At 68.9% G+C, this 18,381-nt stretch carries 20 protein-coding genes; 12 read left to right on the top strand and 8 right to left on the bottom strand.

What is annotated here, in order from left to right:
- Positions 1 to 6 precede the first annotated feature (6 nt).
- From ACS5NL_RS00790 to ACS5NL_RS00800, 3 genes are read left to right on the top strand one after another with little or no spacing between them, the layout of a single operon-like run.
- Positions 7 to 855, top strand: a complete 849-nt coding sequence (locus tag ACS5NL_RS00790) for a nucleotidyltransferase domain-containing protein (RefSeq protein ID WP_439351660.1) — start codon at positions 7 to 9, stop codon at positions 853 to 855.
- Entirely contained in the window at positions 849 to 1,892 is a 1,044-nt protein-coding gene (gene rtcA, locus ACS5NL_RS00795; RefSeq protein ID WP_439351661.1) for an RNA 3'-terminal phosphate cyclase, read from the top strand. Before ACS5NL_RS00790 ends, rtcA begins: the two co-directional genes overlap by 7 nt.
- 7 nt (positions 1,893 to 1,899) lie before the next feature.
- Positions 1,900 to 3,600 carry an ABC1 kinase family protein gene (locus ACS5NL_RS00800; RefSeq protein ID WP_439351662.1) on the top strand — a complete coding sequence of 567 codons (1,701 nt, stop codon included), beginning with the start codon at positions 1,900 to 1,902 and terminating at the stop codon, positions 3,598 to 3,600.
- Here ACS5NL_RS00800 and ACS5NL_RS00805 read toward each other — a convergent pair.
- Positions 3,597 to 3,821 (bottom strand): 4Fe-4S binding protein, encoded by a 225-nt coding sequence (locus ACS5NL_RS00805; protein WP_439351663.1) that lies wholly within the window; start codon positions 3,819 to 3,821, stop codon positions 3,597 to 3,599. The two genes, ACS5NL_RS00800 and ACS5NL_RS00805, sit on opposite strands and share 4 nt — an antisense overlap.
- Positions 3,822 to 3,839: 18 nt before the next feature.
- On the opposite strand from ACS5NL_RS00805, the gene ACS5NL_RS00810 reads away from it, so the two are divergent.
- Positions 3,840 to 4,307 carry a CoA-binding protein gene (locus tag ACS5NL_RS00810; protein WP_439351664.1) on the top strand — a complete coding sequence of 156 codons (468 nt, stop codon included), beginning with the start codon at positions 3,840 to 3,842 and terminating at the stop codon, positions 4,305 to 4,307.
- Between the two features lie 4 nt (positions 4,308 to 4,311).
- A complete protein-coding gene (locus ACS5NL_RS00815) occupies positions 4,312 to 5,625 on the top strand; it encodes an O-acetylhomoserine aminocarboxypropyltransferase/cysteine synthase family protein (protein WP_439351665.1) in 1,314 nt (437 codons plus the stop codon).
- A 3-nt stretch (positions 5,626 to 5,628) separates the two neighbouring features.
- On the opposite strand, the gene ACS5NL_RS00820 is transcribed toward ACS5NL_RS00815, so the two are convergent.
- Positions 5,629 to 6,345 carry an NUDIX hydrolase gene (locus tag ACS5NL_RS00820; protein ID WP_439351666.1) on the bottom strand — a complete coding sequence of 239 codons (717 nt, stop codon included), beginning with the start codon at positions 6,343 to 6,345 and terminating at the stop codon, positions 5,629 to 5,631.
- 113 nt (positions 6,346 to 6,458) lie between these two features.
- Here ACS5NL_RS00820 and ACS5NL_RS00825 point away from each other — a divergent pair, with 113 nt between their 5' ends.
- The 7 genes from ACS5NL_RS00825 to ACS5NL_RS00855 are packed head-to-tail and all read left to right on the top strand — an operon-like array spanning position 6,459 to position 13,859.
- Positions 6,459 to 7,322, top strand: coding sequence for a cysteine hydrolase family protein (locus ACS5NL_RS00825; protein WP_439351667.1), 864 nt, complete (start codon positions 6,459 to 6,461; stop codon positions 7,320 to 7,322).
- A 13-nt stretch (positions 7,323 to 7,335) separates the two neighbouring features.
- A complete protein-coding gene (gene pncB / locus ACS5NL_RS00830; RefSeq protein WP_439351668.1) occupies positions 7,336 to 8,532 on the top strand; it encodes a nicotinate phosphoribosyltransferase in 1,197 nt (398 codons plus the stop codon).
- On the top strand, positions 8,529 to 10,229 hold the full coding sequence (locus ACS5NL_RS00835; RefSeq protein ID WP_439351669.1) for an NAD+ synthase: 1,701 nt from the start codon (positions 8,529 to 8,531) through the stop codon (positions 10,227 to 10,229). Before pncB ends, ACS5NL_RS00835 begins: the two co-directional genes overlap by 4 nt.
- 5 nt (positions 10,230 to 10,234) lie before the next feature.
- Complete coding sequence (locus tag ACS5NL_RS00840; RefSeq protein WP_439351670.1) at positions 10,235 to 11,287, top strand: bifunctional nicotinamide-nucleotide adenylyltransferase/Nudix hydroxylase; 1,053 nt, start codon at positions 10,235 to 10,237, stop codon at positions 11,285 to 11,287.
- 15 nt (positions 11,288 to 11,302) lie between these two features.
- Positions 11,303 to 11,923: a nicotinamide riboside transporter PnuC gene (gene pnuC, locus ACS5NL_RS00845; RefSeq protein ID WP_439351671.1), complete on the top strand. Its 621-nt coding sequence runs from the start codon at positions 11,303 to 11,305 to the stop codon at positions 11,921 to 11,923.
- Positions 11,920 to 12,999: an AAA family ATPase gene (locus ACS5NL_RS00850; RefSeq protein WP_439351672.1), complete on the top strand. Its 1,080-nt coding sequence runs from the start codon at positions 11,920 to 11,922 to the stop codon at positions 12,997 to 12,999. Before pnuC ends, ACS5NL_RS00850 begins: the two co-directional genes overlap by 4 nt.
- Positions 12,996 to 13,859: an ADP-ribosylglycohydrolase family protein gene (locus tag ACS5NL_RS00855; protein WP_439351673.1), complete on the top strand. Its 864-nt coding sequence runs from the start codon at positions 12,996 to 12,998 to the stop codon at positions 13,857 to 13,859. The genes ACS5NL_RS00850 and ACS5NL_RS00855 overlap by 4 nt, the downstream gene beginning before the upstream one ends.
- A gap of 101 nt (positions 13,860 to 13,960) precedes the next feature.
- Here ACS5NL_RS00855 and rbp read toward each other — a convergent pair whose 3' ends face one another.
- From rbp to ACS5NL_RS00885, 6 genes are all read right to left on the bottom strand, one after another.
- Positions 13,961 to 14,257, bottom strand: a complete 297-nt coding sequence (rbp, locus tag ACS5NL_RS00860; protein WP_439351674.1) for an RNA-binding regulator — start codon at positions 14,255 to 14,257, stop codon at positions 13,961 to 13,963.
- A 262-nt stretch (positions 14,258 to 14,519) separates the two neighbouring features.
- Positions 14,520 to 15,281 (bottom strand): amino acid ABC transporter ATP-binding protein, encoded by a 762-nt coding sequence (locus ACS5NL_RS00865; protein ID WP_439351675.1) that lies wholly within the window; start codon positions 15,279 to 15,281, stop codon positions 14,520 to 14,522.
- Positions 15,268 to 15,918: an amino acid ABC transporter permease gene (locus tag ACS5NL_RS00870; RefSeq protein ID WP_439351676.1), complete on the bottom strand. Its 651-nt coding sequence runs from the start codon at positions 15,916 to 15,918 to the stop codon at positions 15,268 to 15,270. The genes ACS5NL_RS00865 and ACS5NL_RS00870 overlap by 14 nt, the downstream gene beginning before the upstream one ends.
- On the bottom strand, positions 15,911 to 16,588 hold the full coding sequence (locus ACS5NL_RS00875) for an amino acid ABC transporter permease (protein WP_439351677.1): 678 nt from the start codon (positions 16,586 to 16,588) through the stop codon (positions 15,911 to 15,913). The genes ACS5NL_RS00870 and ACS5NL_RS00875 overlap by 8 nt, the downstream gene beginning before the upstream one ends.
- Before the next feature lie 107 nt (positions 16,589 to 16,695).
- Positions 16,696 to 17,490, bottom strand: coding sequence for a transporter substrate-binding domain-containing protein (locus ACS5NL_RS00880; protein ID WP_439351678.1), 795 nt, complete (start codon positions 17,488 to 17,490; stop codon positions 16,696 to 16,698).
- Complete coding sequence (locus tag ACS5NL_RS00885; protein ID WP_439351679.1) at positions 17,487 to 18,212, bottom strand: GntR family transcriptional regulator; 726 nt, start codon at positions 18,210 to 18,212, stop codon at positions 17,487 to 17,489. Before ACS5NL_RS00885 ends, ACS5NL_RS00880 begins: the two co-directional genes overlap by 4 nt.
- Positions 18,213 to 18,381: the final 169 nt, after the last annotated feature.

An 18,381-nucleotide genomic window follows, 5' to 3' on the forward strand; every position in this document is an offset into this window, starting at 1 on the left:
CCAACCATGTCGGAACAACAAGAATTTCTCCACTCCGCCCACCCCATTGACCCCGCCATGCGCGAGCAGGTCATGGACCACCTGCGGGGCATCGAAGCGCAGCACAACGTCACCGTCCTGTTCGCCTGCGAATCCGGCAGCCGGGGCTGGGGATTTGCCTCGCCCGACAGCGACTATGACGTGCGCTTCATCTACGTGAACCGCCTGCCGTGGTACCTCACGGTGTCGCCAGGGCGCGACGTGATTGAGCTGCCGATCAGCGGCGATCTGGACATCAACGGCTGGGACCTGCGCAAGGCGCTGGGTCTGTTGCGCGAGTCCAACCCGACGTTGCTGGAATGGCTGCTCTCGCCGATCGTCTACCGAGAAGACGCCGAGGTCATGGCGCGGTTCCGCGCGCTGGCCGAACAGATGTTCTCCAACGCCAAGGGCTGGCACCACTACGCCTCCATGGCGAAGAAGAACTTTCGCGAGCATCTGCAGGCCGATGAGGTGCGCTACAAGAAGTACCTCTATGTGCTGCGACCGCTGCTGGCCGCGCGCTGGATCCGCTCGCAGCCGGGTGTGCCGCCGATGCGTTTCGCCGAACTGGCGCAGCACACGCTGGACACCACCACCGACGCCGCGCTGATCGCCGAGATCAACGCACTGTTGGCCGTGAAGATGCGTGCCGGTGAAGCCGCGACCAGCCCGCGCTGGCCAGGCATTCATGCGTTCATCGAGTCCGAACTGGCGCGCAACGCGGAGGAGCCGGTGCAGGCCCTGCCGACGAAAGGCGCTGTGCCGCTGGATGCGATGCTGTTTGACACGGTGCTCCGGTTTGATCCGGGCACTCGCCAGGAGCCGGCATGCTGACCATCGACGGCTCCACCGGCGAAGGCGGTGGCCAGATCCTGCGCACCAGCCTGTCGCTCTCGATGGTCACGGGTCAGCCTGTGACCATCGAGCGCATCCGCGCCAGGCGACCCAAGCCCGGCCTGATGCGCCAGCACCTGGCCTGTGTGCTGGCCGCGCAGGCGGTGAGCGGCGCGCAGGTGAGTGGTGCCGAGCTCGGTTCGCAGACGCTGGTGTTCGAGCCCGGTGCCCTGCGGCCCGGTGAACACAGCTTCGCCATTGGCTCGGCGGGCAGCTGCCTGCTGGTGCTGCAGACGGTGCTGCCGGCATTGATGCTGGCCGATGCGCCGAGTCGGCTCACGCTGTCGGGCGGCACGCACAACCCGCTGGCGCCCAACTTCCATTTCATCGAGCGCTCGTTCCTGCCGTTGCTGGCCCGTTTGGGGGTGAAGGTGGGCGCATCGCTGCGGCGCCATGGCTTCTATCCGGCGGGGGGTGGCGAGCTGTGGGCGAGCATCGAGCCGCCTGCAGGCGGGTTGCGTCCGTTCGATCTGCTTGAACGCGGGGCGCAGGTGGAATCGTTCGCCGAGTCGCTGGTCGCGGCCGTGCCACGCCGGGTGGCCGAGCGGGAACTGGCGTTGATTGGCGAAGCGATGGGCTGGTCGCCGGAGCAGCTGCGCGTGCCCAATGTGCGGCAGAACGAGGGCCCGGGCAACGCGCTCATGGCGACGCTCGCCCACGAGCATGTGACCGAGGTGTTCACCAGTTTCGGCGAAAAGTCGGTCAGTTCGGAGCAGGTGGCCAAGCGGCTGCTTTCCGAGGTCCGGGCGTACCAGTCGGGTACGGGTGCGGTGGGCGCCCATCTGGCCGATCAGCTGGCTCTGCCCGCGGCGCTGGCGGTGCAACACAGCGGCCGTGCGATGGTCTATACCTGCAGCGAGGTGACGGAGCACCTGCGGACCAACCTGGCGGTGATCGAGCGTTTCCTGCCGGTGCGCGCCGAGCTGTCCCAGCAAGGAGCCAGGCGTTGGTGCGTGCGGCTTTCGCCCGGCCTATGATGGCCGGATGCTGATCGAAACCCTGGGTTCGGCCCGCGACATGGGCCGTCTCAACCAGATTCTGGGTGTGCTCATCCGTCACGGCTTTGGCGACAGCGTGCGCCGGCTGGGCCTGGCGGACCGGCTGGAGCGCGCTGGCCATGCGCTGCGGTGGGACCACGCCGCCGATCTCGCGCGGCTGGAGCCGCCGGTGCAGCTGCGGCTGGCGCTGGAGGAGCTGGGTCCGACCTTCGTCAAGCTCGGCCAGATCCTCGCGGGCCGCGCCGACCTGTTCCCGCCGGAGTACATCGCCGAGTTCGAGAAGCTGCACAGCAATGTGCCCGCCCTGCCGCTGGACGAACTGCGGCCTCAGCTGCGCGAAGACCTGGGCGGTGAGCCCGAGGCGGTGTTCGCCCGCTTCGACACCGAGCCCCTGGCGGCAGCCTCGATCGCGCAGGTGCACCGCGCGCAATTGCACGATGGCACCGAGGTGGTGGTCAAGATCCGCCGGCCCGGCATCGATCGCATCATCGAGGCCGACCTGCGCCTGCTGGGTCGCCTCGCGGCGGTGGCCGAGGCCGAGCTGCCGGCGCTCAAGCCCTACCGGCCGCAGCAGCTGGTGCGTGAACTGGCGCAGTCGCTGCGCCGCGAGCTCGACCTGGCCAGCGAGTGCCGCAGCGCCGAGCGCATCGCCGCCAACATGGCCGACCTGCCCTGGATCGTGGTGCCGCGGGTGCACTGGGACTACACGCACGCGCGGGTGAACGTGCAGGACTTCGTGGCGGGCATCGCCGGGCACGACCTGGCGGAACTCGACGGACAGGGCCTGGACCGCACCCTGCTGGCGCGCCGCGGCGCCCAGGCGGTGCTCAAGCAGATCGTGCAGGACGGCCTGTTCCATGCCGACCCGCACCCGGGCAACGTGTTCTACCTGCCGGAAAACCGCATCGCCTTCATCGACTTCGGCATGGTCGGTCGGCTCTCGGCGCGCCGGCGCGAGGAGCTGCTGCAGCTGCTGATGGGGCTGGTCGAGCGCGATCCGCAGACGGTGGCCGATGTGCTGCTGGACTGGGCCGGCGACGCGCACGGCGCCAACCTCTCGTCGCTGGAAACCGAGATCGAGACTTTCGTCGACCAGTACCACGGCGCGCCGCTGGCCGATCTCAACCTGGGCCAGATGCTGGGCGATGTGACGGCGATCCTGCGCGGCCACCAGCTGGGCCTGCCGTCCGACCTGGCGCTGCTGATCAAGGCCTTCATCACGCTCGAAGGCATGGGGCGCGGCCTCGATCCGGCGTTCCACATGACCGGCGAGGCGCTGCCGCTGCTCAAGCAGGTGGTGCGGGCGCGCTACCGGCCCAGGGCCATGGCCACGCGCGCCTGGAAGACGCTGCGGCGCGCGCTGTCGGTGGCCGAGCAACTGCCCGACGATGTCACGCGGCTGCTGCGCAACGCGCGCCGCGGCAAGGTGCACGTGGGCATCGACATCGCCCACCTCAAGCGCGTGGGCGACCAGATCGACCGCGCGGCCAACCGGCTGGCGATGGCGCTGCTGATCGCGGCGCTGATCGTCGGCTCGTCCATCGTGATGACCGTGCAGGGCGGGCCGACCCTGTTCGGCCTGCCGGCCTTCGGCTTCATCGGCTTTGCCAGCGCCTTCCTCGGTGCGCTCTTCCTGCTGCGCGCGATCTGGCGCAGCAACCACGGCAAGGACCTGGGCGACGACTAAGTTGTCGCGCCGCCGCGCACCATCGCGATCGCGTCGAACGGGCACTTCACCGCGCACTTGGCGCAACCGGTGCAGCCGGGTTCGTCGTGCAGGTGCGAGAACTTCTTCCAGTGTTCGACCTCCAGCGACAGCACGTGCGGCGGGCACACGGCCACGCACCAGCCACAGCCGGTGCAGCGGGTCTTGTCGATGACAGGCAATGCCTTGCGTTCGGTCGCCATGGCGGTATTGTGGAGGGCATGCAAGACGACATCCCCACCCTGCGCCGCATCCTCGCGCGCGACCGCACCATCGCCGTGGTCGGCCTCTCGGCCGAATGGCACCGCCCCAGCTACTTCGCCGCCAAGTACATGCAGGAGCGCGGCTACCGCATCGTGCCGGTCAACCCGCGCTACCCCGAGATCCTGGGTGAGAAGAGCTACGCGCGGCTGGAGAACATTCCCTTTCCGGTCGACATGGTCGACGTGTTCCGCAAGGTCGAGGAGATTCCGGCCATCGCCCAAAGCGCGGCTGCCATCGGCGCCAGGACGCTGTGGCAGCAGCTGGGCCTGATGAGCGAGGCCGCCGACCGCATCGCGACCGAGGCGGGCCTGGACTCGGTCTGGGACCGCTGCGTGAAGATCGAACACGCGCGCCTGTTCGGCGGCCTGAACTGGGCCGGCGTCAACACCAAAGTGATCTCGGCCCAGCGGCCGAAGCAGGGCTGACCCCATGGCCGACCGCAACTTCCAGCCCGAGACCCTCGCCATCCACGCCGGCCAGATCCCCGACGCCGCCACCGGCGCGCGCGCCCTGCCGATCTACCAGACCACCAGCTTCGTGTTCGACAGCGCCGAGCACGCGGCCAGCCTGTTCAACCTGCAGACCTTCGGCAACGTCTATTCCCGCCTGTCCAACCCCACAGTGGCGGCGCTGGAAGAGCGCGTCGCCGCGCTCGAAGGCGGGCGCGCCGCGGTGGCCACGGCCAGCGGCATGGCGGCCGAGGCGCTGGCGCTGACCACGCTGCTGCAGGCCGGTGACCACGTGGTCGCGGCCGGCGCGCTCTACGGCGGCAGCGTCACCATGCTCGCGGTCAACCTGAAGAAGTTCGGCATCGAGACCACGTTCGTGGACGCGAGCGACCCCGAGGCCTTCGCCGCCGCCATCCGCCCCAACACCCGCGCGCTGTTTGCCGAGACCCTGGGCAACCCCAGCATGGTGGTGCTCGACATTGCCGCGATCGCCGACGTGGCCCACGCGCACGGCCTGCCGCTGGTGGTGGACAACACCGTGCCCAGCCCCTTCCTCTGCAATCCCATCCGGTTCGGCGCCGACATCGTGGTGCACAGCGCCACCAAGTACCTCGCGGGTCATGGCACGACGCTCGGCGGCGTGGTGGTCGAGAGCGGAGGCTTCCCGTGGGACAACGGCAAGTTCCCCGGCATGACCGAGCCCTCACCCGGTTACCACGGGGTGAAGTTCTACGAGACCTTCGGCAACTTCGGCTTCACCATGCGTTGCCGCATGGAAGGCCTGCGCGTGTTCGGTGCGGCGCTCGCGCCCACCAGCGCCTGGCAGATCCTGCAGGGTGTGGAAACGCTGCCGCTGCGCATGGAGCGCCATTGCGCCAATGCGCTGGCGGTAGCGCAGTATTTGAAAGACGACCCGCGCGTGGGCTGGGTGAACTACCCCGGCCTGAGCGACCACCCTCAGCACGCGCTCATGAAACAGCAGATGCGCGGCGCCTCGGGTCTGCTGGCATTTGGGGTGCGGCCGCGAAACGCGGCCGGGGGCGTCAACGGCGGCATGGCCGCGGGCGTGAAGTTCATCGAAAGCGCGCAGTTCATGAGCCACCTGGTCAACATCGGCGACACGCGCACCCTGATCAGCCACCCCGCCAGCACCACCCACCGCCAGCTCGACGAAGCGCAGCAGCTGGCGGCCGGTGTGCCGCCGGACATGGTGCGCATCTCGGTCGGCCTGGAGCACATCGACGACATCCTCTGGGACATCGACCAGGCGCTGGACCGCGCGGTGCGCGGCTGAAGATCACTCCCCCGACTTGAAGCTGCGCGGGAACACGGTGGCGTGCTCGCGCTCGCGCAGCCGGTAGCCCATGGCCGGGCGGCCCTGGTCGCCCGTGAGCGGGCCCGCCTCTTCCAGGTAGTTCGCGTCCAGCATGCGCTTGCGGAACGCGCTCTTGTCCAGCACCCGTCCCAGCACCACCTCGTACACCCGCTGCAGCTGCGGCAGCGTGAACGGTTCGGGCAGCAGGAAGGCCGGCAGCGAGGTGTATTCGACCTTGCTGCGCAGGCGCTCAATGGCGGCGGCGAGCAGGGTGTTGTGGTCGAAGGCCAGGCGCCGGCGCAGCGCCTGGTCGCAGGGCAGCCATTCGGTGGGCGTGCTGCCCGCGGCCTGGCGGGCGGGCTGGGGGACCAGCGCGAAGTAGGCGTGGGTGCTGGACCAGCCGCGCGGGTCGCGCCGGGCGTCGCCCCAGCTGCCCAGCTGCTCCAGGTAGGGCGAGGCCACGCCGGTCTTGGCCAGCAGCTTGCGCTGGGCACAGGCCAGCAGCGAGGCGTCCTGCTGCACATCCACGAAACCACCGGGCAGGGCCCAGCGCCCGGGGAAGGGTTCGCCCTCGTCGTCGGGCCGGCGCACCAGCAGCACGCACAGCTGTTCGTCGATGACGCTGAAGATGACCACGTCGACCGTCACCAGCGGCCGCTCGAAGTCCACATTTCTGAAAACCGCACGCGTGGGGGACATGGCTTGACACTCCGGATGTAAGTTGTACTATACAACCCGTGTAAGTTGTACAGTGCAACTTATTGGGCGGATGAAGCCCGGCGCTTCACCTACCATCGACCCAGGAGGACACCATGAACAGCCGCAGCACCCTGTTGATCATCGACCCGCAGAACGACTTCTGCGACCTGCCCGAGGGCTGGCGTGCCACCGATCCGCTGCGCGGCGCCACCGCGGCGCCCGCCCTGCCGGTGCCCGGTGCCCACGCCGACATGCTGCGCCTGGCCGCGCTGATCGACGCCGCCGGCGACGCCCTCGACCGCATCGTGGTCACGCTCGATTCGCACCAGCGTGTCGACATCGCCCACCCCACCTTCTGGCAGACCGGCGAAGGCAGGGGCGTGAATCCGTTCACCCCCATCACCGCCACCCAGGTGCGCGCGGGCGCCTACCGGCCGCGCGACGCTGCCGCCCTGCCGCGCACGCTCGCCTACCTCGACGCGCTCGAACAGGCCGGTCGCTACACGCTGATGGTCTGGCCGGTGCACTGCGAAATCGGCAGCTGGGGCCACAACGTGCACGCCGCCGTCAAGGCCGCCTACAACCGCTGGGAAGAACGACGCCTTGCGGTGGTGCAGAAAGTCACCAAGGGCGAAAACCCCTGGACCGAGCACTACAGCGCGATGCAGGCCGAGGTGCCCGACCCGAGCGACGCCGACACGCAGCTCAACACCGCGCTGATCGCCAGCCTCGACCAGGCCGACCGCATCGTCATCGCGGGCGAGGCCAGCAGCCACTGCGTCAAGGCCACCGTCGAACACCTGGCGCAGCACCTGCCCTCGCGCCGACTGGACAAGCTGGTGCTGGTCACCGACGCGATGAGTCCGGTCAGCGGTTTCGAGGCGCAAGCCCAGGCCTTCCTGGCCGACCTGCAGCGCCAGGGCGCGCGCCTGGCCACCTGCGCCGACGTCCTTTCCCTTCTTCAGGCCGACGCCTGAACCCGGAGCCACCATGGAACCCGTCATCACCAGCCTGCTGGACACCGACCTCTACAAGTTCACGATGTGGCAGACCATGCTGCACCGCCACCCGCAGACGCAGGCGGAATACCGCTTCGTCTGCCGCAACCAGCCCGCCTTCCCCCTGACGGACCTGCTGGGCGAGGTCAATGCCGAAATCGACGCCCTGTGCGCGCTCTGTTTCACCGAGGACGAGCTGCGCTACCTCGGCGGCCTGCGCTACATCAAGAGCGACTTCGTCGACTTCCTGCGCATCTTCCGCTTCCAGCGCCGCTTCATTGAGGCCAGTGCCGACGGCGACCAGCTGCGCATCGTCGCGCGGGGGCCGCAGGTGCACGTCATGGCCTTCGAGATCTTCGTGCTGGCCATCGTCAACGAGCTGTACTTCCGCCGCTTCGACCGCGCTGCGGCCCTGGCCGAAGGTCGCCGTCGGCTGGAAGCCAAGATCGCGGCCATCGAGACCTTTGCGCAGCAGCCGGCCCTGCGCCACCCCTTCGAGCTGTTCGATTTCGGCGTGCGCCGCCGCTTCTCTCGCCCCTGGCAGCGCGAGGTGGTGCAGGCCTTCAGCACGCGCCTGCCCCAGGTGTTCAAGGGCACGTCCAACGTGCGGCTGGCGGTCGACCTGGGCCTGGTGCCCATCGGCACCATGGCGCACGAGTACCTGCAGACCTACCAGGCGCTGGGCGTGCGCCTGCGCGATTCGCAAAAGGCCGCACTCGAAGACTGGGTGCAGGAGTACCGCGGCGACCTGGGCATCGCGCTGACCGACGTGGTCGGCATGGACGCCTTCCTCGCCGACTTCGACCTGTATTTCGCCAAGCTGTTCGACGGCCTGCGCCACGACTCGGGCGACCCGCTGGTCTGGGCCGACAAGGCCCTGGCCCACTACGCGAAGCTGCGCATCGACCCGCACACCAAGCGCCTGGTGTTCTCCGACGGGCTGACGGTGGAAAAGGCCATCGGCCTCTACCGCGCGCTGGGCGACCGCACCCAGCTGGGCTTTGGCATCGGCACCCACCTGACCAACGACGTCGGCCTCACGCCGCTGAACATCGTCATGAAGCTCACCAGCGCCAACGGCCAGCCGGTGGCCAAGCTGTCCGACTCGCCCGGCAAGACCCTCTGCGACGACGCCACCTTCCTGGCCTACCTGCGCCAGGTCTTCAACGTGCCCGCGGAGGCCGCATGATCACCATCACCCTGGCCCAGCTCAACGTCACCGTGGGCGACATGGACGGCAACGTGCGCAAGATGGTGGCGGCCGCCCTGCGCGCCCGCGACGACGGCGCCGAGCTGGTCGTCTTCTCCGAACTCTCGCTCACCGGCTACTACCCCGGCGACCTGCTGGACGAACCGCACTTCAGGGCGCGCGTGGACGCTGGCTTCGAAGCCCTGTTGCAGGCCTCGAGCCAGATGCCCGCGCTGCACTGGGTGATCGGCATGCCGGCGCTGCATGCCGGGCCGGGCAAGCCGCTGCGCAACGTGCTGCGCGTGGTCAAGGCCGGCGAGGTGCTGCTCGAATACGCCAAGCAGCTGCTGCCCACCTACAACATCTTCAACGAACGGCGCCACTTCGAGCCCGGCCCCGACGTGGCCAAGGTGCTGCGCATCGGCACCGCGCAGGTGGGTTTTCTGATCTGCGAAGACGGCTGGAACGACGACAGCAGCGGCTACGCCGTCAACCCGTTCGAGCGCCTGCGCGACGCCGCGCCCGACCTGGTGGTCTCGATCAACGCCAGCCCCTCCAACATCGGCAAACGCGAGCAGCGCCACCAGGTGTTCGGCGCCGCCAGCCGCCGCCACGGCCTGCCCATCCTCTACGTCAACCAGATCGGCGGCCACGACCAGCTGGTCTACGACGGCGCCTCCTTTGCGGTGGAGCCCAAGACGGGTGTGGTGTTCGAGGCGAAGCGTTTCGTCGAAGACGTGACCACGCTGCGCTTCGAGGCCAGCGGCTTTCGCGGCGCGCGCGGCGAGCCACTGCCCGCCGTGCCCGCGGCGGGCCTGCCGACCCTGGCCTTCTACCGCCAGCAGATCGTGCTGGGTCTGCGCGACTACGCGCGCCGATGTGGCTTCACGCAGGCTGTGGTGGGGTCGTCCGGCGGCATCGACTCGGCCATCACCCTCGCGCTGGCGGTGGAGGCCTTCGGGCCGGACCGTGTGGCCGCCATCACCATGCCCTCGGTGTACTCGTCAGCCGGTTCGGTGGACGACTCGCAGGCCTTGTGCGACGCGCTGGGCGTGCGCCTGCACCGCCACCCCATCGCCGACCTGGTGCAGGCCTACCGCGCGGGGTTCGAGGCGGGCTTCGGCGCGCCCCTGGAGGGCCTGGCGCTGGAGAACCTGCAGGCGCGCATCCGCGGCACCATCCTCATGGAGCACTCCAACACCTGGGGCCACCTGCTGCTGACCACCGGCAACAAGTCGGAAATGTCGGTCGGCTACTGCACGCTGTACGGCGACACCAACGGTGGCCTGGGCCTGATCGGTGACCTCTACAAGACCGAGGTGTTCGCGCTGGCCCGCCACCTCAACGACGCCGCCGGCCGCGAGCTGATCCCGCAGGCCATCATCGACAAGCCCCCGTCGGCCGAGCTCGCGCCCGACCAGAAGGACACCGACAGCCTGCCGCCCTACGAGGTGCTCGACGAGGTGCTAAAGCACCTGATCGAAGGCCACGGCCTGGCGCGCGAGGAACGTGCCGAGGTGGACGCCTTCGTGACCCAACTCGTGCAGCAGCCCGAGGGCGCGGCGCTGGTCGAGCGCGTGCGCCGTCTGGTGGCCCGCAGCGAATACAAGCGCCGCCAGGCCCCGCCCGTCATCCGCGTGCGCGCCCGCGCCTTCGGCTCCGGCCGCCAGATGCCGATCGCCGCCCAACATTTCTGAACACCATGAACACCCCCACGAACTTCACCGCCGCCGTCTGCATCGGCCGCTTCCAGGGCCTGCACCTGGGCCAGCTCGCCGTCATCCGCCGCGCCCTCGCACTGGCGCCCCGCGTGGTGGTCGTCATCGGCTCGGCCTTCCAGGCGCGCAGCGCCAAGAACCCCTTCACCTGGGTCGAGCGGGTCGAAATGATCCGCCTGGCGCTGAGCGCCGACGAGGCGACCCGCGTGGCCTTTGTGCCGGTGCGTGACCACTACGACAGCCAGCGCTGGGTGGACGCCGTGCGTGCCGGGGTGCAGGCGCAGGTCGGCGCCCTGCCGCCGGGCCAGACCGTGCTGGTCGGCCACCACAAGGACGCCACCAGCACCTACCTCGATGACTTCCCCGGCTGGATGTTCGACGACGTCGGGCGGCAAGGGGAACTGCATTCGAGCGCCGTGCGCGACGCACTCTTCAGCGCCGCCGGTCACCCGCTGGAGCCCGCGCTCGCGGCCCTGGTCAGCCAGGTGCCGCCCTCGACCGTCCACTTCCTGCGCGCCTGGGCACAGCTGCCCTGTTACACCGCGCTGGCGGCCGAATGGGCCAGCCTGCGTGCCGAAAAGGCCCTCTGGGCCGGCGCGCCGTACGCGCCGGTGTTCGTCACGGTGGACGCGCTGATCCAGTGCGCCGACCGCGTGCTGCTGATCGTGCGCGGCCGCGCGCCCGGGCAGGGGCTGCATGCCCTGCCCGGGGGCTTTCTGGAGCCGCGCGAGACGGTCTACCAGTCGGCCCTGCGCGAGCTGCACGAAGAAACCGGCCTGCACCTGCTGCCCGGTGACATCGCCCACGCGCTCAAGGGCGTGCGTGTGTTCGACCACCCCGACCGCAGCGCGCGCGGCCGCGTTATCACCCACGCCCACCACTTCGACCTGGGCGAGCGGCCCCTGCCCGAAGTGCAGGGCAGCGACGACGCGCGCTCGGCGCAGTGGGTGCCCATTGGCGACCTGGCCGGCATGGAAGACCGCTTCCACGACGACCACTTCCACATCCTCGACAGCTTCCTCGGGCTGACCGCCTGACCCCCGCCCACCGCTATGAACCTTCCCGACCACCTCACCCTGCTCGAATGGGCGGCCACCGCCACCACCGCCCTGTCCGTCTGGCTGGCCGCGCGCCGCCACATCGCCACCTGGCCCACCGGCATCGTCGGCTGCCTGCTGTACGGTGCGCTGTTCGCGTCCACCCAGCTCTACGCCGACGCCACGCTGCAAGCCTTCTTCGTTGCCACCAGCGCCATCGGCTGGTGGCAATGGCGGCGCGCCGCGCAGGCCACCACGGGGGCGACTGCAACGGCCGCGCGCGCCCCGCTGCGCCCCGCGCACTGGGCCCTGCTGCTCGGCGGCGGCGTGGCGGTCACCCTGGCCTACGGCGCCCTGCTGCTGCACTGGACCGACGCCTTCGCGCCCTTCTGGGACTCCGCCGTGCTCACCACCAGCGTGGTGGCCCAGGTGCTGCTCATGCAGGGCCGGCGCGAAACCTGGCTGTTCTGGATCGTGGTCAACACCCTGTCGGTGCCGCTGTACCTCAACCGCGGGCTCGACGTCACGGCCGGTCTCTACGCGCTGTTCTGGCTCAACGCCTGGCACGGCTGGTGGCACTGGGGCCGCCAGGCCAAGGTGGCGGTGGCAGAACAACCGTCCGCCCAGCCCGCATGACGGCCCCGGCACCACGCCACCGGCTCGGGCTGGTGGTGGGCAAGTTCTCACCCTTGCACCGCGGGCACGAACACCTCATCGCCCAGGCGCTGGCGGCCTGTGAACAGGTGGCCGTGGTGGGCTACAGCCAGCCCGAATTTCCCGGTTGTGGCCGTCTGCAGCGTGAGGCCTGGGTGGCGCGGCGGTTCCCGCGGGTCCTCAACCTGCAGGTGGACGACGCCACCGTGCGCGCGCGCTGCGCCGAACGTGCCATCGCGTGGCGCCCCATGCCCCCCAACACCGCGCCCGACGCCGAGCAGCAGGACTGGTTCGCCTGGCTGCTCGACGGCCCGCTGGCGCTGCGCCCCGACGCGATGTTCGCCAGCGAGGCCTACGTCTTCCCGACCTGCGAGCGCCTGGGCCGCCTGTGGGGGCGCGTGGTCACGCCCGTGTGTGTGGACCCGCAGCGGCGCACCAACCCCGTCAGCGCCACCCAGATCCGGCGCGACCCGCACGCGCACCGCGAACACCTGCACCCGGAGGTCTACCGCAGCTTCGTGCGCTGCGTCGTGCTGCTGGGGGGCGAATCCAGCGGCAAGACCACGCTGGCCCGGGCGCTGGCCGAGGCATTTCAGACCGCCTGGGTGCCTGAGTACGGCCGCGAACGCTGGGTCGAGCGGGATGGCCAGCTCACCCTGCAAGACCTGCTGGACATCGGCCGCATCCAGGTCGAACGCGAAGAGGCCGCGCTCGCGCACGCCAACGGCCTGCTGTTCTGCGACACCTCGCCCCTCACCACCCTGGGCTACGCCGGCTGGATGTTCGGTGCCCAGCCCGAAGCCCTGCAGGCCCTGGCGCAGCGGCCGTACGACCTGGTCGTGCTGTGCGACGCAGACATCGACTTCGTGCAGGACGGCACCCGCCAGCCCGCCGACTTCCGCACCACCCAGCAAGCCTGGTACGAACATCAGCTGGCGACGCGCCGCGACACGGTGCTGCGCGTGCGCGGCAGCGTGCCCGAGCGTGTGGACCAGGTGCGCGCGGCGCTGGTCAACCTGGATGCACCCGCCATCACCCACCATCGGGAGACCCCATGACCCCTACCTTTCTGGAACGTTGCGAAGGCTCTTTGATCGGCCTTGCCTGCGGCGACGCCGTCGGCACCACCGTCGAGTTCAGCCCCCGTGGCAGCTTCCGGCCGTTGACCGACATGGTCGGCGGCGGCCCCTTCGGGCTGCGCCCCGGACAGTGGACCGACGACACCTCCATGGCGTTGTGCTTGGCCGAAAGCCTGCTCGCGTGCCAGGGGTTCGACGCTGCCGATCAGATGGGGCGCTACCTCAACTGGTGGCGCTGGGGTTATCTCAGTGCCATGGGCAGCTGCTTCGACATCGGTAACACAGTGCGCGCTGCGCTGTACCGCTTCGAGTCCACGCGGGAACCGTTTTCCGGTTCGGAGGAACCCGACACCGCGGGCAACGGCGCGTTGATGCGGTTGACGCCTGTGGTGTTGTTTTTCCATCCAGATGTGGCCAGGGTGCAGACCTTCGCGGTTGACTCGACCCGCACCACCCATGCCGCCCCCGAGGCGATCGACTGCAGCCGTCTGCTGGCGCACGTGATTTCTCGCGCCCTGGACGGCGCCAGCAAACAGGAAATGCTCCAGGCCGATGCGCTCGCTCTGCCGTCACCCAAGGTTGCGGCGCTGGCTCGTGGGGACTACCTGGACAAGACCGAGGCGGATATTCGTGGCAGCGGATACGCGGTCGACTCGCTTGAAGCGGCGCTCTGGTGTTTTCACCAGACCGAAAGCTTCGAGGCAGCCGTGCTGCGCGCCGCTAACCTGGGTGACGATGCCGACACCACGGCCGCCATCGTCGGGCAAGTCGCGGGGGCTTACTACGGCGTGCAAGGCATTCCGTCGGCCTGGCTGGCTCGTCTGCACATCCGGGATTAGATCGGCGGCCTTGCTCGCCAGTTGGCCCGCCACACGACACGTTGACCAGGCGAAAAAAAACCGGCCCAGAGGGCCGGCTTCTTTGCGAGGAGCGTGAGGGCTTAGTAGCCGCCGCGTCCACCACGGTCGCCGTAGCCACCGCCGGTCGACTCTTTCGGGCGCGACACGTTGACGACGATGTTGCGGCCGCCGACGGACATGCCGTTCAGACCCTTGATGGCGGCTTCTGCCTGCTCGGCAGTGCCCATTTCCACGAAGCCGAAGCCCTTGGAACGGCCGCTGTCGCGGTCCATCATGACCTTGGCGGAGGCCACGTCGCCGAATTCGGCAAAGTTGTTGCGCAACGAGCTATCGTCGGCGGAATAGGGCAGGTTGCCCACGTACAGTTTGGTGCTCATGACGAGCCTTTCAGAGAGATGGCGCCGTGATCGGGACACAGCCCGGCGGCGCAGAGAGGAGCGGCATCGAGGGGATGCCGCAAGGACAGATGCTGTATGGACCGCAAGGCCGCACACGGCACGGAGACGGGCTGGGCAGACGGGAGTCTGCAAGCCTTGAGGCTTCGGTTGGCGCATGCCAGCGAACCTCGCTCACCGGCGCATCATATTCTCTTGTTGAATATAAAGATAGCTTTATATTTTCGAGGGTAAGAAAGACCGCTCAGTGAATCGACGCCAGGAACTGCTGCAGCTCGGGCGTCTTCGGCGCCGCGAACAGCTCGGCCGGCGGGCCCATCTCGTGCACCCGGCCCTGGTGCATGAAGATCACGCGGTCGCTGACCTTGCGCGCGAAGTTCATCTCGTGCGTCACCATCAGCAGCGTCATGCCCTCGTCGGCCAGCGACTCCACCACGCGCAACACCTCGCCCACCAGTTCGGGGTCGAGCGCCGAGGTGATCTCGTCGCACAGCAGCACGCTGGGCTCCATCGCCAGTGCGCGCGCGATCGCCACGCGCTGCTGCTGACCGCCCGAGAGCTGGTCGGGGTACGCGTCGAACTTCTCGCCCAGGCCCACGCGCTCCAGCAGCCGGCGCGCCTGCTGCTCGCCGGTGTCCTTCGCGGTCTTCTTCACCAGCCCGGGCGCGAGCATCACGTTGCGGCCCACGCTCAGGTGCGGGAACAGGTTGAACTGCTGGAAGATCATGCCCACGTGCTGGCGCAGCGCGCGCATGGCGGCGGCGTTGTCGTGCAGCAGCGGCTGGCTGTCGACGGTCAGCGCGCCCGACTGGAACACCTCCAGCCCGTTGATGCATCTCAGCAGCGTGCTCTTGCCCGAGCCGCTCTTGCCGATGATGGCGATCACCTCGCCGGGTTTCACCTGCAGGTCGATGCCCTTGAGCACCTCGTTGCTGCCGTAGGACTTGCGCAGCGCGCGGATGTCGACGATGGGCGCGGCGGTGGCGGTGGATTCAGCGCTGGACATTCATCTTCCTTTCAAGGGAGCGCGCGGTCAGGCTCACGGGGAAGCACAGCGCGAAATACATCAGGGCCACACAGCTGTAGACCAGGAAGGGCTGGAAGGTGGCGTTGGTGATCATGGTGCCGGCCTTGGTCAGTTCGACGAAGCCGATGACGGAGGCCAGCGCCGTGCCCTTGATCACCTGCACGAGGAAGCCCACGGAGGGTGCGATGGCGATGCGCGTGGCCTGCGGCAGCACCACGTAGCGCAGCTGCTCGGCAAAGCTCAGCGCCAGGCTCTGCGCCGCTTCCCACTGCCCCTTGGGCACGGCCGCGACGCAGCCGCGCCAGATCTCGCACAGGAAGGCGCTGGTGTAGAGCGTGAGCGCCAGCGCGGCCGAGACCCAGGCCGAGGTGTCGACGCCGAACAGCGCCAGACCGAAGTACGCGAGGAACAGCTGCATCAGCAGCGGCGTGCCCTGAAACAGTTGCACGTAGCCGGCGACGAAGCGCTGCGCCCCCGGCCAGCGCGCCATGCGCGCCACCAGCAGCAACAGGCCCACCAGTCCGCCGCCGATGAAGGCGATCAGCGAGAGCGCCACCGTCCAGCGCGCGGCCAGCAGCAGGTTGCGCAGGATGTCCCAGAGGGTGAAGTCAACCACGGGAACCTCCCTGGCCAAAGATGAAGCGCGGACCGGCCCAGTTCAGCAGCGCACGCACGCCGATCGCCAGCAGCAGGTAAATGCCGGTGGCGATGATGAAGGCCTCGAAGGCGCGGAAGTTGCGGCTCTGGATCAGGTTGGCCGCGTAGCTCAGCTCCTCGGTGGCGATCTGGCCGCACACCGCCGAGCCCAGCATCACGATGATGATCTGGCTGGTCAGCGCCGGCCACACCTTGCGCAGCGCGGGCGGCAGCACGACGTGGATGAAGGTCTGCGCCCTGGTCAGCGCCAGGCTGGCCGCCGCTTCGAACTGGCCCTTGGGCGTGGCCTCGATGCCGGCGCGCACGATCTCGGCCGCATACGCGCCGAGGTTGATCACCATCGCGATCACCGAAGCGATCTCGGGCGTGAGCTTCACCCCCGCAGCGGGCAGACCGAAGAACACGAAGAACAGCTGCACGATGAAGGGCGTGTTGCGGATCAGCTCCACATACGTGCTCACCACCCAGCGCAGCCAGGTGGGGCCGTGGCTGCGTGCCCAGGCGCAGGCCACGCCCAGCGCCACGCCCAACACGGCCGACACCGCGGTCAGCCCCAGCGTCCAGCCCACGCCGTGCAGCAGCAGCGGCCATTGCTCCAGCACGGCCGGGAAATCGAACTCGATGCGCATGTGTTCAGGTCCTTAACGATGCGGTGATGCGATTCGCCGCCGGGACGCCCCAAGGCGAATCAGCCCCCTCGGGGGGCAGCGACCCGCGTAGCGGCGGAGCGTGGGGGTTATTCAGGCAGATTGCCGGCGGGGCGGCCCAGCCACTTCTTGGCCATCGCGTCGATGTCGCCCGCCTTCTTCGCGCCGAGGATGATCTCGTTGACCTTGCTGCGCAGCGCGTCTTCGCCCTTGGCCACGCCGATGAAGTTCGGGCTGTCCTTGAGCAGCAGCTTGTATTCGGTGCCCAGCTGCGGGTTGCGCGCCATCAGGTTGCCCGCCACCGAGGCGCCGGTCGCGATCACCTGCACCTGGCCCGAGACGAAGGCCGAGACGGTGGCGTTGTTGTCCTCGAAGCGCTTGATGTCGGCCGTGGCTGGCGCGACTTTGGAGAGCTCCTGGTCTTCGATGGCGCCGCGCGTGACGCCGACCGACTTGCCGGCCAGATCGGCGAACGAGGCCAGCGGAAGCGACTTGGCCGCGAACACCGCCTGGAAGAACGGCGAGTAGGCGATGGTGAAGTCGATGACTTTCTCGCGCTCGGGGTTCTTGCCCAGCGTGGAGATGACGAGGTCGGCCTTCTTGGTCTGCAGGTAGGGGATGCGGTTGGCGCTGGTCACCGGCACCAGCTCGACCTTGGCGCCCAGCTTGGTCGCGATGTACTTGGCCATGTCCACGTCCAGGCCCTGCGGTTGCAGGTCGGTGCCGACGAAGCCGTAGGGCGGGAAGTCGGTCGGGATCGCGATCTTGATCGCCTTGGCCTTCATGACGTCGTCCAGCGCGGTCTGTGCCTGCGCAACACCAGTGATGGCGGTCAGGGCGAGGCCGGCGGAGAGGACGAGCAGGTGGCGTTTGGTGGTCTTCATAGAACAGCTCCTAGGTAGGTGGGGGAGGAAGAGGAATCGGGGTTCTCGCGCGGGCCCGACACGGGCGCCAGCGCCGCGCGCAGACCGGCCAGCGGGTCGGCCGCTGCCGTGTCCAGCCGCAGCGCCTGCTGCACATGGCCGATGTGCTGCGCCATCAACGCCTCGGCGCGCACGGTGTCGCCGGCTTCGAGCGCCTTGACGATGTCGACGTGCTCCTGGCACGAATGCGCGGCGTCGTGCGTGCTCTGGTAGAGCATCGCGATCAGCGTGGTGCGCGCGGTGAAGTCGCGCAGCGTGTCGGCCAGCAGCTGGTTGCCCAGGCACTCGGCCAGGCACACATGGAAGTCGCCCAGCAGGTAGCTGCGCCGGCCCACGTCGCTGCCCTTGAGCGCCTGCTTCTCGTCGCGGAGATGGCGCTTGAGCTTGTCCAGCTTGGCCTTGTCCATCGGTGCCGCGCTGCGGATCAGCCCGGTCTCGATCACGCGCCGCGCCTCGAAGGCCTCGCGCGCTTCGGCCTCCGAGGGCTCGACGACGAACCAGCCGCGGCGCGAGCTGACGGTGACGATGCCGCGCGCCGCCAGCTGCATCATGGCCTCACGCACCAGGGTGCGGCTGCAGTCGAACAGCATCGACAGCGCCTGCTCGCCCAGGCGCGCGCCCGGCGCGAGCTTCTGCGCCAGGATGGCTTCAACAATGCGGTCGGCGATGTCGCTGGAGGTCATGGTGGGCAAGGGTGGTTGCCGACCCCTCTTGCCAGAACCGTGCCAGCCGGTTCACAGGCCTTGTATGCAAGATGCGCGCATCAGACCGGTGCACATCGGGGCGCGGACGCGGCCGTGCGCCCCGATCCGGCCCATGGGGCCGCCCGGTTCCGGTGCTTGCGGGAAAGAA

Origin of the sequence: Hydrogenophaga sedimenti, from assembly GCF_051857515.1 — a bacterium.
Lineage (GTDB): Bacteria > Pseudomonadota > Gammaproteobacteria > Burkholderiales > Burkholderiaceae_C > Hydrogenophaga.